The organism is Vibrio sp. ED002 (genome assembly GCF_023277445.1).
Classification (GTDB): Bacteria; Pseudomonadota; Gammaproteobacteria; order Enterobacterales; family Vibrionaceae; genus Vibrio; species Vibrio jasicida.
Map to the genome: position 1 here is coordinate 620,711 of NZ_CP080238.1, position 13,471 is coordinate 634,181.

9 protein-coding genes are annotated in these 13,471 nt (G+C 45.1%); 3 read left to right on the forward strand and 6 right to left on the reverse strand.

The features are described from left to right. The 3 genes from ITG12_RS03095 to ITG12_RS03105 all read right to left on the reverse strand — a co-directional run bounded on the left by ITG12_RS03095 (position 1) and on the right by ITG12_RS03105 (position 3,065). A complete protein-coding gene (locus ITG12_RS03095; RefSeq protein WP_248873588.1) occupies positions 1 to 1,662 on the reverse strand; it encodes a 4Fe-4S dicluster domain-containing protein in 1,662 nt (553 codons plus the stop codon). A gap of 310 nt (positions 1,663 to 1,972) precedes the next feature. Then, the gene (locus ITG12_RS03100) at positions 1,973 to 2,611 is read right to left on the reverse strand and encodes a DUF3306 domain-containing protein (RefSeq protein WP_038875052.1); all 639 of its coding nucleotides are present in this window, start codon (positions 2,609 to 2,611) and stop codon (positions 1,973 to 1,975) included. Next, positions 2,601 to 3,065 (reverse strand): DUF3305 domain-containing protein, encoded by a 465-nt coding sequence (locus ITG12_RS03105; protein WP_038875049.1) that lies wholly within the window; start codon positions 3,063 to 3,065, stop codon positions 2,601 to 2,603. Before ITG12_RS03105 ends, ITG12_RS03100 begins: the two co-directional genes overlap by 11 nt. A 320-nt stretch (positions 3,066 to 3,385) precedes the next feature. Between ITG12_RS03105 and ITG12_RS03110 the strand changes: the two genes are divergently transcribed. Continuing rightward, positions 3,386 to 4,210, forward strand: coding sequence for a formate dehydrogenase accessory sulfurtransferase FdhD (locus tag ITG12_RS03110; RefSeq protein WP_038875099.1), 825 nt, complete (start codon positions 3,386 to 3,388; stop codon positions 4,208 to 4,210). Between the two features lie 284 nt (positions 4,211 to 4,494). On the opposite strand, the gene ITG12_RS03115 is transcribed toward ITG12_RS03110, so the two are convergent. Next, on the reverse strand, positions 4,495 to 6,087 hold the full coding sequence (locus tag ITG12_RS03115) for an ABC-F family ATPase (RefSeq protein ID WP_038872740.1): 1,593 nt from the start codon (positions 6,085 to 6,087) through the stop codon (positions 4,495 to 4,497). A 400-nt stretch (positions 6,088 to 6,487) separates the two neighbouring features. On the opposite strand from ITG12_RS03115, the gene ITG12_RS03120 reads away from it, so the two are divergent. Both ITG12_RS03120 and ITG12_RS03125 read left to right on the forward strand, forming a co-directional pair. After that, complete coding sequence (locus ITG12_RS03120) at positions 6,488 to 8,833, forward strand: ATP-binding protein (RefSeq protein WP_038875048.1); 2,346 nt, start codon at positions 6,488 to 6,490, stop codon at positions 8,831 to 8,833. A gap of 2 nt (positions 8,834 to 8,835) precedes the next feature. Then, the gene (locus tag ITG12_RS03125) at positions 8,836 to 9,714 is read left to right on the forward strand and encodes a mechanosensitive ion channel domain-containing protein (RefSeq protein WP_038872738.1); all 879 of its coding nucleotides are present in this window, start codon (positions 8,836 to 8,838) and stop codon (positions 9,712 to 9,714) included. 107 nt (positions 9,715 to 9,821) lie between these two features. On the opposite strand, the gene ITG12_RS03130 is transcribed toward ITG12_RS03125, so the two are convergent. Both ITG12_RS03130 and ITG12_RS03135 read right to left on the reverse strand, forming a co-directional pair. Next, complete coding sequence (locus ITG12_RS03130) at positions 9,822 to 11,864, reverse strand: cache domain-containing protein (protein WP_038875045.1); 2,043 nt, start codon at positions 11,862 to 11,864, stop codon at positions 9,822 to 9,824. Further along, complete coding sequence (locus ITG12_RS03135) at positions 11,854 to 13,305, reverse strand: sigma-54 dependent transcriptional regulator (RefSeq protein ID WP_038872736.1); 1,452 nt, start codon at positions 13,303 to 13,305, stop codon at positions 11,854 to 11,856. The genes ITG12_RS03130 and ITG12_RS03135 overlap by 11 nt, the downstream gene beginning before the upstream one ends. Positions 13,306 to 13,471 lie beyond the last annotated feature (166 nt).

Here is a 13,471-nt window from a genome sequence, read left to right on the forward strand (position 1 = left end):
CTAGTATTTCAGTTGTTTCATTGGGTCTTCTGCCATCGACTCAAACATGTCGATCACACGGCAGTCTTCACACATCGCGATACGATTGATCGCCGCTTCATCAGAGAAATGAGAGTGACCGCGTAACTTGTTTTGTAGCATATCGATCATAGACTGAGGTGCGAATGGCTTATGACAGCGAATACATTCCGCTGCTTTCTCTTCGTGAATCACAACCGCTTTTTGGCGCTCTTCTTTCACCCAGTTCATGCGTGGCGTTAGAGTCAGAACTTTCTCTGGACATGCCTTTTCACACAAACCACATTGAATACAATCTTGTTCAACGAATTTAAGTGATGGAGATTCACCATCAGTATGAAGTGCACGTGTCGGACAAACCGCCACACAGCTCATACACAACGTACAATCTTTGCTTTCACAAGAAACATTGCCGTAAGGCGCGTTCGCAGGCAGTTCAACAATGTTCTCAACAGGAATACGAGAAGAAGACATTGCATCCAGCGCAGTAAATAGACGTTGACGCTTGTTACCTTGAAGATCGCCAAGGGCAAGGTCGAATGAATCTGTACATAGTGTTGGAGGACCTTCACGAAGCGATTCCAAGTAAAGGATATCGATGGTCTCTTTTGCGATACCAAGTTGATCCAATAGCTCTTGCGCGATACCTACTTCGTTATTTAGAACACGAATGATGGTTGCAGGCATAAAACGAGAAGCTGCAAATAGCACTTGCGTCGCGCCATTAACTAGAGCTGCGAACCATGTATCGATACCGATAGAAGGAAGCTCTTCAACCACAATTGGAATCACGTTATCTGGTAGCGCTTTCAGTGCCATCACGTTGTAAGTCTCGTGACGAGAACTACAGATAAGAACGATAGGATCCAGACCGCCCGCTTGCTCGTAGTTCGCTAGCGTGCGTTCAATGAATTTTTGCGTATCTTCAGGATTAGGTAGCGCGTAGTAAATCGCTTCTGTCGGGCAAGCCGTTGCACAAGTACCCACGCCCTGACATAGGTATGGGTTAATCTCGATGCGATGACCGGTTTTATCGCTGCCTTCACTTGATAGTGCACCAGCAGGACAAGCATCCACACAACGCTCACAACCTTTTACGCCACGAGAACTGTGCGCACATAGGTCAGTGTCCAGACGGAAGAATTTTGGCTTATCAAACGTACCCATTAATGTTGGGATTTCTTCTAACGCTTCTGCCAGTTTTGGATAGCCGCGTCCTACTGGGTAGTAACCCGGAACCGGAACCTCTTCTGACATGCAACTGTTTAGACAAAGATCGAGAACAACATCGAAACAATCACTATTAATAGCGACTTTTGCTAGGTTGCTTGTTAGACCGTTATTTTCGATAAGCACTTCAAACGTGCCTAGGAAACCAGAAACCTGAACTGAGTTTGCAAAGTACAGTTCTGGATTGGTGCCTTTCTCTCCGTCTGTAGAAAGAAGTGTCAGGCTGTTCATTTGAGATAGCTGCGCGGCTGCACTCTCAATGATGGCAGTCGGTCCAACAATCAGTGTATTACCGCCACTCTCGTAGCTCACCGTTGGTGGAATAAGATTGGTCAACTCTACGGTATTCTCAAACGCATACAGACGCGCTTTACCGTTATTGGAAGTTGCTTGTTCTAATAGTTGTTTCAACATTGCTCAGTTCCATTTATACGCATGGATAGTTTCTTCCATCTTTCATTGTAGTTAGCGCAGGCGATTCTGCTGATTAACTCGTCAGTAACTACCCCTTTTAGGTAGTCCCACCCGGGTTATCACTGCCTGTTGGGCAAATGGTCTAACTTCAACAAGAATGGTAATGAACAACAGATAGCAAATGTCGTGCCAATTAAATATCATCTAATTTTCAATAGGTTAGCTATTTATCTTGGAAATTGTAGGGATAAAAAAACCGACTGGGACATTTTGTCTCAGCCGGTTCATTGAGCGTTTAGTCAAAATGTACCTATTCTTTGTGTGGTATATTTTGTCTCACCTCTTCAGGGTCTAGTTTTGTCTCTGGAATATCACCCTCACTAGGCACTGTATTTATATCCAGTTCTTTTTGTTCTTCGGGAATTTCGACACCTTCAGCAAGTTCTACATCAGCCGATTCAATATCACTTTCTTCATAAGATTCAGTTGATTGTGCGGTTTCTTCTGTTGGTTCTTCTTCCGTTTTCTCTTTTACCCAATCACGAAGTGTTTCAGCCACCCCTTCAGAAAGCGACTTGAGGTTACTGTAGTCATCATCGTAATCATCCAAGCCATCACGAACGTTAAACTCTTCTGATAAGAACATCTTACGCAGTGCGGCTTTCTTAACGCTCTCTGAAGCCTCAGACACCAATAGCTGCGCTACGGACATCTCTTCAGAATCAGTAGTTTCGCTTGATGCTTCTTGAGCTATTGCTCCTTTAGCTTCAGTCTCAGTAACAGAAGCCTCGGTAGCCAATGTTTGCGCTTCCGTACTTAAGTCTTCATGAGCTAGTGCGGTTTTTGGTTCAGTAGATTCAACAGGCTCCACTACCTTAGCGTCTGTAGACTCGGTAGTGGTTTCTTCCAATTTACGTTTCGACCAACGGCTAAAAAAACTAGTTGCCATTTGCTCTACCCGCTCCTTTGCGTTTCTTACGTCTTACTTCTAACAACTCACCATGGCGACCAATAAAGGCTTCCATCCAAGCTTGAATGGGTAATGGCATATCATTGGACAACACTAGGTTATCGCCATCCATATATTGTGCAGCAACCGTTTGAGAGGCAGTAAGCAATTGAATTATTGGTTTTTCACCAGAATCCACATTATCCATAATTAAAAACAACTTAGGTTGCTGAGAACTTAGATTAAATCGGTAATCAGTACGCTCATCTTTATGCAGTTGCAGTAAACACACATCTTGAGTCTCATCCGTTGGCGTGATTTCAAAACCTGCAAGCTGCCATTGAGTCGTAACCCAAATCCCAGTGCTGATTTCGTGCTCTACCAAATCAACGCCAATTGGCCATGAATCTTCTGTTTTTTCGTATTTGTTCTCGAACTCTTTCGTATTCGACATAACTCATCCAGTTTGTTCTATGTAGGCTTGAAGACAGAAAAGGACATTTTGTACTTTGCTTTCAACCATTTTAGCGTTACAAAGCAATAAACGCGCCAAATCAAACTCACTTTTCTCTCTATACAAAATTAGTCTAGCCGTCAGTGTGAGTCTGTGTCATTACTGCGAACTCTCAGTTTTAGCAGACATTTGACGTAAAGCCTCGCAATTTCATTTATACCCGCTATTTTGGAATGAGAATTGCTTTGTAATCCTTGTTAAGACAAAAGAACCCATCAATGAGAGCGTCCATGAGCTCTCTCATTCATCAGGACATGACTGTGGTAAAACCAAACATTATTAAAACCAGTGAAAATCCCCTACAGACCATCGAAGTAGAAGTGTTTGACGAATACGGTGAGAAGCTGACTAAGCAAATTGCGTGTGAACGCCCTCTTACCGTCATGTTGAACTGGAAAGAGATTGTCACACTGATGACACTCGGTTCTCGCCCAGAAGCGCTTGTATTGGGTTATTTGAAGAATCAAAGCTTTCTTTCAGATCCTGAAGCGATTGAATCTGTGATTATCGATTGGGAAACGCACACAGCTGCGGTTATCACCAAAGAGAACATAGAACATCTTGAAGGTGCATTGAAGAAGAAGACCGTCACGTCTGGTTGTGGTCAAGGCACTATGTACGGCAACGTAATGAAGCAGCTTGAAGATTATCAAGTACCACAAATGCCACTCAAACAGTCTGAGATATACACCTCGTTAGAAGCGTTGACGCACTATAATGACACTTACAAGAAAGCTGGTGCAGTTCATGGCTGTGCAGTGTGCAAAGGCGATAAAGTACTGTCATTTGTGGAAGATGTTGGTCGCCATAATGCTGTTGATACCCTCGCGGGCGAAATGTGGCTTAACCAAGAAACCGGCGAAGATAAAATTTTCTACACAACGGGTCGCCTTACATCAGAGATGGTAATCAAGGTCGCTCAAATGGGCATTCCAGTTTTGCTGTCTCGCTCTGGCGTTACGCAAATGGGCTTAGATCTAGCCAAGAAGTTTGGCATTACCACTATCGCTCGTGCTAAAGGTTTACGTTTCCAAGTATTCACAGGCGCAGAGAAAATTGATTTTGACGTAAAGGGAAATCAATAACTCATCATTAAGTCGCCAAATGAGTTAGACTTAAACAATCATATGGATTCACAAAGGATGTGAACGATGAACAACGATCAACTGTGGAATTATCTACTCACCCCAAGCGGTATCATCGTTTCGATGATCATTACTTTCGGGCTCGTTGGCATTTATGCTTATCTAATGAGGCAATTTAAGGATTGAACGCCACAACCTAGCGCTAGCAAAGAATTAGCGCTAGCAAAGAATAGACATAAAAAAAGACCTCGCGATGAGGTCTTTTTATTTATTCGGTAGAAGGATTAGCCTTCAATACCACGAGATTTTAGGAACTCAGAGTAAGTGCCTTTGAAGTCTGTGATTTTACCATCACGGATTTCGATGATACGCGTAGCTAGTGAGTCTACGAATACACGGTCGTGCGATACGAAGAACAATGTGCCTTTGTACTGCTCTAGTGCCGTGTTCAATGATTCGATAGATTCCATATCCATGTGGTTGGTTGGTTCGTCCATTAGCAGCATGTTTGGTTTGTGCATCATTAGCTTACCAAGCAACATACGACCTTGCTCACCACCCGACAGTACTTTTACTGACTTCTTAATGTCGTCTTGACCAAACAGCATACGACCTAGGAAACCACGGACCACTTGCTCGTCGTCGCCTTCTTGACGCCATTGACCCATCCAATCTGTCAGGTTCATATCTTCTGCAAAATCGTGTGCGTGGTCTTGCGCGTAGTAGCCAATGTTTGAGTTTTCAGACCACTTGAACTCACCAGAGCGTGGCTCTAGTACGCCAGCAAGAGTGTTTAGTAGGGTTGTTTTACCCACACCGTTCTCACCGATGATTGCAACGCGCTCACCGACTTCAAAAATCGCATTGAAGTTAGCAAACAGATCGTCTTCAAAACCTTGGCTTAGGTTTTCAACAATCAGAGCGTTACGGAACAACTCTTTAGACTGTTCAAAACGAATGAATGGGTTTTGACGGCTAGACGCTTTCACTTCGTCCAGTTTGATCTTGTCGATTTGCTTCGCACGAGATGTCGCTTGCTTTGCTTTCGATGCGTTTGCAGAGAAACGCGCAACGAACGTTTGTAGTTCAGCGATTTGTGCTTTCTTCTTCGCGTTGTCGTTCAACAGACGTTCACGGGCTTGGGAAGCCGCTGTCATGTACTCGTCGTAGTTGCCTGGGTAAACACGTAGTTCACCGTAATCCAAGTCAGCCATGTGCGTACATACTGAGTTTAGGAAGTGACGGTCGTGCGAGATGATGATCATGGTGCAGTTACGCGCGTTTAGCGTGTCTTCCAACCAACGGATAGTATCCATATCCAAGTTGTTGGTTGGTTCGTCAAGAAGCATCACATCAGGGTCAGCAAAGAGAACCTGCGCTAGAAGCACACGAAGTTTCCAGCCTGGCGCCACTCCACTCATTAGACCGAAGTGTTGCTCCATTGGGATACCTACAGCAAGAAGCAACTCACCCGCTTTCGCCTCGGCCATGTAACCGTCCATTTCCGCAAACTGAACTTCAAGGTCAGCCACTTTCATACCGTCTTCTTCGCTCATTTCTGGTAAAGAGTAAATACGGTCACGTTCTTGCTTCACTTCCCATAGTTCTTTATGGCCCATGATTACCGTGTCGATAACCGTGAACTCTTCATATGCGAACTGGTCCTGGTTCAGTTTTGCAACGCGCTCGTTCGGATCGTAGCTTACGTTACCGCTAGTTTGCTCTAGCTCACCACTCAGGATTTTCATAAAGGTTGATTTACCACAACCGTTAGCCCCGATTAAGCCGTAGCGGTTACCTTCGCCAAACTTAACTGAGATGTTTTCAAATAGCGGCTTAGCGCCAAATTGTTGAGTAATATTCGCTGTGGAAATCAAAACCTTTACCTTAGCAATTCAAGTTTATTGGGAAAAACCGCGCAACGTTACTGCTTAAGGCTACACACTTCAAGTTTTGTTTTTATTAATTAATGAGAAAAAGCTTTCTTCGTTCGGTTGTTTTTTGAGATTTGGCTAACATAAACCTTGCCATTCCTAAAGGTTCTTACCCTAACGGGTTCAAAAGTGAGACATAAATCTGTCATGACTAAGCATTGACATACCCCATGAGATTGGGTTTATAGTGCGTCCCCTTTTATCAATTCCGTACGTTATTCCTTTATTGAGCATCCGTTTCTCAAAGGAAATCGCAACATCACGCACGGTCATTGGGTAAAACTCGCATATCGCGATAAAGCAACTACACTAACTCTAACCTTATAAGTTTTAAGAGAATTTTATGCATTTCATGGCGCGCATTTTAATGCTAGTCGGTCTCGTGCTTTCTTTACCCGCTCACGCTGAGTGGGAGTACGAATTCCAACCTGAGCCTCAAGTATTGCCAGTGGCGCAAGAGATCACTCAGGAGATAAACAAATTGCCTGAACCTTTGTTTATGTCTGACCAAGACAAACGCAAAGTCAATCAACTGCTTAATGCAGTGATGAACGAGCAGCGCAAACAAACCCTCATCTTTGACCAACATTTAAAAGCTTATCGCGAGTCTGGTGAAGACAAAGAGTGGTTTGAAACTCAGTCTAGCAATTTGACTCTGAACAGCCTTGGTCAAAGCAAAGAGCAATTATTAGCGCTGACGGATCCGATTACACACGACAAGCTAACTGGCTTTGGTCCTTATGGTGTGACCCAATTCAAGCAAGAGTGGCGTCAAACTCAATTGAATGCGGAATACTTACTGTTCTTCCAGATTCGTTCATTCCAATCGCTGATAAAAGAGGTGTTCATTTCACCAATCCCAGTACTTTGGGCAGGCATTAAAGTACTGTTTATTTACTTTGGGTTGGTTTGGTGGTTAACCAACAGCAAGCGCATCATTACGCTGTTCCGTGAAACGCAATTAGACAATGTGGCCAAGCCTCCGATTTGGGTTCGTTTGATTTGGTACATTAGTCGTGCACACCGGGCGATTGCTTGGTTGATTGCAATTACGCTTTCTCTTCGCGTGCTATCAGAAATCCCGAGCTTGCAGCATTTGATCATTCTCGAGATCTTCACGTGGTGGGTGTTGGGTGGTTCTATTGCCATCAGCTTCATTTTAGAGTTTGCTTACCGTAACAGTCGTAGTACCAGCCAAGAAGTGATTGCGCTGCGTCTATCGACCATTCGTCGCTATGTATGGAGCGCGATTGTCGCAGGCGTGATTTTACAAATCTCGATTCGAACACTAGGCAAAGGCACCATTTATTCTTGGATCTACAGCGCACTGTTCTTTTGGTTTGTATTGGTGACACTGTCGGTATTGCGCCTATGGCGTAAGAAGGTATTTGAAGTCGCGGAAAAGCTCTCTGACCGCCCTGTTTGGGTAAACTGGGCCATCCGACGTAAAGATACCTTGTTACTAAGCATCATCGGTACGGCTATTTGTGCTGTGTGGATTATGCTGCACAGCTTTAAACACCGCATTGTTGCCATGTTGTCTAACTACACCATGTTTAGCCAAGCTTTAGCGTATTTGTTCCGTATTGAAGTCGCAAAACAAACGGGAAATAACGGTGCAGATACTAATCTCGTAAGAATCAAAGGCGAGCAAACGTTTGACTATATTCTCCCAGGTAGCGAAGAAAGCGAGTTGGTGGACTACGCCTCTGATGAAATCAAGCATCTGTCTAAATATCTCCTGACAGACAGCCCTGCCGTGTGCGTTATCTCGGGTGAGCGTGGCGTTGGTACAACAACCTTCCTACGCACTATCCTGAACAAAGTGAAGAACGCCGAACCGCTTTATTTGAACTGTCCATACGCAGGTTACAGCGAGTTGCTAAAAGAGTTGGCTCTGCAGCTTGGGTTGGAAGAAGACGCGTCTGAAATTCAGGTTCTTGCGCATCTTCGTAAAAGTGATACGCCTTACCTTATCGCCGTCGATAACGCCCAACGCTTAGTTAAGCCGATGGTGGGTGGTTTAGGCGGCCTAATCAAGCTGACTAACCTACTTCGCCGCTCTAAGAAGAACCACCGCGTTGTCATGGCGATTGAGAAAGCGAGCTGGCGTTTCGTTGACCGTGCTCGTGGCGAACGGTTGTTGTTTGACTGGGTGGCATTTATGCCGCGTTGGAGTGAGAAACAACTCTCTGCGCTGTTTGATACACGTATTAACCAACAGATTGAAAATCCAGTGACGTTTGATGGTCTTGTCGTCCCTAAGCAATGGGACCAAGAAGACATCACGGAAGAAGAACGTGCTAAACAAGGTTTCTACCGTATTCTGTGGCATTACTCAGATGGTAACCCGACAGTTGGCTTACGCTTTTTCCGCTTGTCCCTGCGTCAGGATAAAGAGACGCAGCAAGTGGTGGTTCGATTATTCCACGCACCAGAGTCTCAAGAGCTTGAGAAAATGCCGAAGCCAATGTTGGCCGTTCTGCGTTCTATTGTTCAGCTTGAAGTGGCATCGCCAGAGGAGTTGTCTGAATGTACCCAGCTCAGTATTGCGGAAGTTATCGGTACTCTTCGCTACTTCCAAAGCCGTGGCTTTATTGAGTGGAGCGAAGACAAAGCTCGCGTGTCGGACCACTGGTTCCGTCACATTACTAACGTTCTCGACCGTCAACATTTATTGGTGAAATAACGATGAAAAAACTACTCACCGTATTGGCTCTATGTTTATTGAGCTCCCCTGCATTGGCGACTGAAGAAATCGCGAGTGTCGATAATATCTCGCAAATTGCCAGCTTAATTCGCTGGAGCGGCGTGTTCTTCTCTATCATCGTAATTGCATGTACATGGTTGTTGCTTAAGTTCATGAGCTCGATGGTAGAAAGTATTGGTAGCCAATTTGTGCAGTATCGAATGGTGCTGCAAAAGCTCCAATCATTCCTGCAGTTCTTTATCTACTTAACTGCCGGCTCTGTGGTATTTATGATGAGCTTTCGCATCAACGACCAGATCCTTGCTTTGATTGGTGGTACGTTGGCGGTATCCGTTGGTTTTGCAATGAAAGACCTAGCGGCATCGTTCATCGCGGGTATGACGGTTATGGTGGATAGACCGTTCCAAGTTGGTGACCGCGTCACGTTTGAAGGAAATTACGGCGATATTATTGCTATTGGTTTGCGTTCTGTGCGTATGCGTACCCTAACCGATGACATCATTACGATTCCAAACAACAAGTTCTTGAGTGAAGTTGTGGTCAGCGGCAACTATGGTGCGTTGGATATGCAGGTGGTGATTCCGTTCTATGTAGGCATGAATGAAGACATTGCGTTAGCACGTGATTTAATTCAGGAAGCGGCCTCTTCAAGTCGCTATATCCATCTACCGAAGCCTGTGACGGTTCTCGTAAAACAGACGATTACTGATAACTACTTAGCAATTCAGTTAACGTGTAAGGCGTATGTGGTAGATACCGCCTACGAGAAGCTCTTTGAAACCGACATTACTCTACGTGTAATGAAAGAGTTTAAAAAGCACGGAATCAATCCTCCAAAGATTGCGGTGCATACGGGTTAATTCGACGTTTTCCTCTCGCACTTAGAGAGGAACAGATACAAAAAGGGTCAGTAAATTTACTGACCCTTTTTATTTGATTGGGACTCATAGTCAGTTCAAGAATAGCGCTAAACAATATTCATAACGTCAAGTAGCAACTCGGCTTTTTTAGGCAGATAGATACTGAATGTGCTTCCTTTGCCCCATTCCGATTCAGCTTTTAGTTCGCCGCCTGTTTGGCTAAGAATACTTTGCGAAACAGAAAGCCCTAGACCAGTACCGTCACGCTTAGTTGTATAGAACGGCGAGAAGATACGACTTAAGTTTTCTGGCTTGATACCGCAACCTTCATCGGTGACATGAATCGCTGCACCTTTCAGTTCGCCGTCTTCAATCCAATCATCACTCACGACGGTTAGCTTACCTCTGCCGTCCATCGCATGAATGCCATTCATCTGCAAGTTCACCAGAATCTGCAACAAGTGGTGGCGATTGATCTCGACCGAAGTATGAGCCTGTAAATCGGTGACAAACTCGATGTCGCGCTTCTTAGTACCGGTTTTAACCAGCGTAATACTCTCATCAATGATTGGGTTCACGTGTTGCCACGTAATTTCGTCTTGCACACCACCCTGACGGCTGTATTGCAGTAAACTACGCGTGATATTACGAATGCGGTCAATTTGAGCGTGAATGGCGTCAATTTCTTCCTGAACGCGGCTTGCCTCTTCACCTAACTCAAACTGAATCAATTCAACGTTACCCAGAATCACTGCGGTTGGGTTGTTAATCTCGTGTGCAATACCCGCAGTTAACTCACCCAGTGCGGCAAGCTTTTCGTTGACCACCAGTTTGTCACGCGTTTGGTTGAGCAGCTGAATATGGAGTTCGAGCTGTTCTGTTTTTTCCTTCAAACTCGCCGTACGTTTTTGAACTTTACCCTCAAGTTGCATCGCAGAGTTTTTAAGCTCGACTTTACGATCTTCAAGTGCATCCAACATATTGTCGAATTGGCGAGCTAACTGAGCCAGCTCGTGGTGTTCGTCTAGTCCGAGAGGCCCAATACGTTTTTCTTTACCCAACTGAACTAATTTCACGACTTTATGGATGCGTTCAATTGGACGGAATAAGTCTCGCGAGCCTCGATATACCATCACACCAGAAACTAAGAGCAGCATTAAAGTGATCAAGCTTATCTCGACGATATTGGTCATGTAGGCTTTTACGAATGGCCACATCAAGTAACCGGTGTAGAGCATACCGATGACATTATCGTATTGGTCTTTGATTGGCTGATATGCGGTGATATACCAAGCATCGTAAACAAATGCGCGGTCGACCCATTGCTCACCTTCCTCCAATACCTTGTTGTACACCTCAGAACTAACTCGTGTACCAATAGCGCGCCCCAAACGTTGGTCACTGTCTAAGGGAACATTGGTACTAACACGAAGATCATCCAAAAATACCGTCAGAGTCCCCACAGGACGGAGGGTGTCGTTATCACTCAAATAGATAAGATCACGAATTTGATCGACCAATACCGTGCTGTTGTTGAGCAGCAAACCGCCATCTAAGAAGCCAATTAAATCATTCTGCTGGCTGTAAACCGGTATTACGGTTCGACTCACCAAGCCACGCGCTTCCACACCACCATTTTTTAGAATCGGTACTTCAGCACGTTTTGCGAGTTCGGGGTCTAGCTTTTCCAGTTCTTTTCTGTCCAGAACATCGAAGAAAGATTCGCGCTTAGTTAAATCCATAAAGCGGAATTTGTTTTCCATCGAATTAACACGTTGGAAGGACAAAAAATCCAACCCGTAGCGTTTCTTCTGCGCAGTCACCCACTTTTGCAATTCTGCTTGTGGGACATTTTGGTTCACTCGGGTACGAAAATCATAAGAGTCCGCGAACGATTTCACGTAGTTCGCTTGTTTTTGTTGTAGTAAGGTGATGCTGTTATTGGCCACACCAAGACGTTCTGATACGTCCAGCAGCGCATTTTGCCACGTATAGTGAATCGACCAATAGATCGTGATACCAATCAATGCCAATGACGTTAAAAAGATTGGCGCGGAGGTCAAAATCAATAATCGATAGCGCACCATTGTTTTGAACCGATACGCCCATTTAGACAATCCCTTGCGTTGCTGCCAAGTACTATTCGGCATAATCCTCGTCCTCAGAGTCCCACTCTTTGTATTTGCGCTCTAGGGTTTTTCTTGCCACACCCAAATCACGTGAAGCAGCAGATTTATTGCCTTCATGAAGAGTAACTACTTGTTGTATATGCGCTTTTTCAACCTCTTTTAGCGTCCAAGTGTTTGGATAACCTTCACCGCTGAACTCTCTGCCCTCTTTGAATGTTGGCAGCTCTGCAGTATGAGAAACCGTAATCGACACGTTAGGCAGCGCATGTCCTCCATTCAATTCACGCCAATGGTGCGCGGGCGGTTTGCCTAACAAGATGCAGCGCTCAATGAGGTTTTTCAGCTCACGAATATTACCTGGCCATTCGTACTCACTCATCGCTTCCATATCCTCATGCGCCCACTTCGGTGCTTGCATACCCAGTTCGCTCGTTAGCATGTTGCTAAAATAAGGCACAAGCTCGAACAAATCGGTTTTGCGCTCACGCAGGGGAGCGACTTCGATCTTCAACACGTTCAAACGGTAGTAAAGGTCGCTACGGAAGTTGCCTTTGTTGACCTCTTCTTGCAGGTTGCGGTTGGTCGCCGCGACAATGCGCACATCAATGCTGATTTCGCGTTCAGAACCGACCGGACGAATGGTACGCTGCTCTAACACGCGCAGCAGTGACGCTTGCATGGATAACGGCATTTCACCAATTTCATCAAGGAATAATGTACCTCCGTTCGCTACGCGGAAAAGGCCTTCGCGAGACTTTTTAGCGCCCGTGAAAGCACCTGAGGTATGCCCGAATAGTTCACTCTCTAAAAGCTCTGGTGCAATCGCACCACAGTTAAGTGGGACAAATGGTCCTGTGCGACCACTCGCTTGGTGAATGCCGCGCGCAACGAGCTCTTTACCTGTTCCCGACTCACCTTCGACCAAGACTGATGCGCGAGAAGGCGCAAACTGGGTAATCAGCTGTTTGAGTTGACGGGTTTTCTCAGAGCCGCCAATGATTTCTGACGTGTGAAGACGCTGATAGTCACGTTTCATCGCGTATTGCATGCGCTCAGTCAAACGACGATCCATACAGCGGCTGACCGCTTTCAACATCTGCTCTAGGTTAAACGGCTTGAGGATAAAGTCCGACGCACCAAGCTGCAGTGCTCGAATTGCAATTTCCAAATCCGCGTAGCCAGTCATGAAGATGACATCCGCGCGTTTGTCGTCATCTTCAAACGCCTCTTCCCATTCAATCCCTGAACGCCCCGGCAAGTTGATATCCAACAGAATCAAGTCGTAGTGGCGTGAATTACGCAGTTCTTCCGCTTCTTCAATGCTGCCCGCTGTATCGACTTGCGAAAACAGTTTGCCCAGAGCCTTTTTAAGGATGGCTTGCATACCGAGTTCGTCATCAACGACCAGTACTGAAAAAGCGTTGTATTGTTGGTTTGTACTAATATGGGATTGAGTAGACATATTTACCCCAGTTGGATTGGAATGGGACAGAGTGTACCAAGTTTAAACAGAGATACCCTACAAAAAGTGCGACATTTTGTACCAACGCAAATTTTTATGCAAATAAGTCCATGAATTAGCGCATAAATCAAACCTTTTTAGCTTGTAAAATGTTGGCATCTTGTTT

Bases quoted from the DNA above. Each gene is read 5' to 3' on its own strand.
- ITG12_RS03095 (WP_248873588.1), bottom strand. From the start codon at position 1,662: ATGTTGAAACAACTATTAGAACAAGCAACTTCCAATAACGGTAAAGCG.
- ITG12_RS03100 (WP_038875052.1), bottom strand. From the start codon at position 2,611: ATGGCAACTAGTTTTTTTAGCCGTTGGTCGAAACGTAAATTGGAAGAA.
- ITG12_RS03105 (WP_038875049.1), bottom strand. From the start codon at position 3,065: ATGTCGAATACGAAAGAGTTCGAGAACAAATACGAAAAAACAGAAGAT.
- ITG12_RS03120 (WP_038875048.1), top strand. From the start codon at position 6,488: ATGCATTTCATGGCGCGCATTTTAATGCTAGTCGGTCTCGTGCTTTCT.
- ITG12_RS03125 (WP_038872738.1), top strand. From the start codon at position 8,836: ATGAAAAAACTACTCACCGTATTGGCTCTATGTTTATTGAGCTCCCCT.
- ITG12_RS03130 (WP_038875045.1), bottom strand. From the start codon at position 11,864: ATGCCGAATAGTACTTGGCAGCAACGCAAGGGATTGTCTAAATGGGCG.
- ITG12_RS03135 (WP_038872736.1), bottom strand. From the start codon at position 13,305: ATGTCTACTCAATCCCATATTAGTACAAACCAACAATACAACGCTTTT.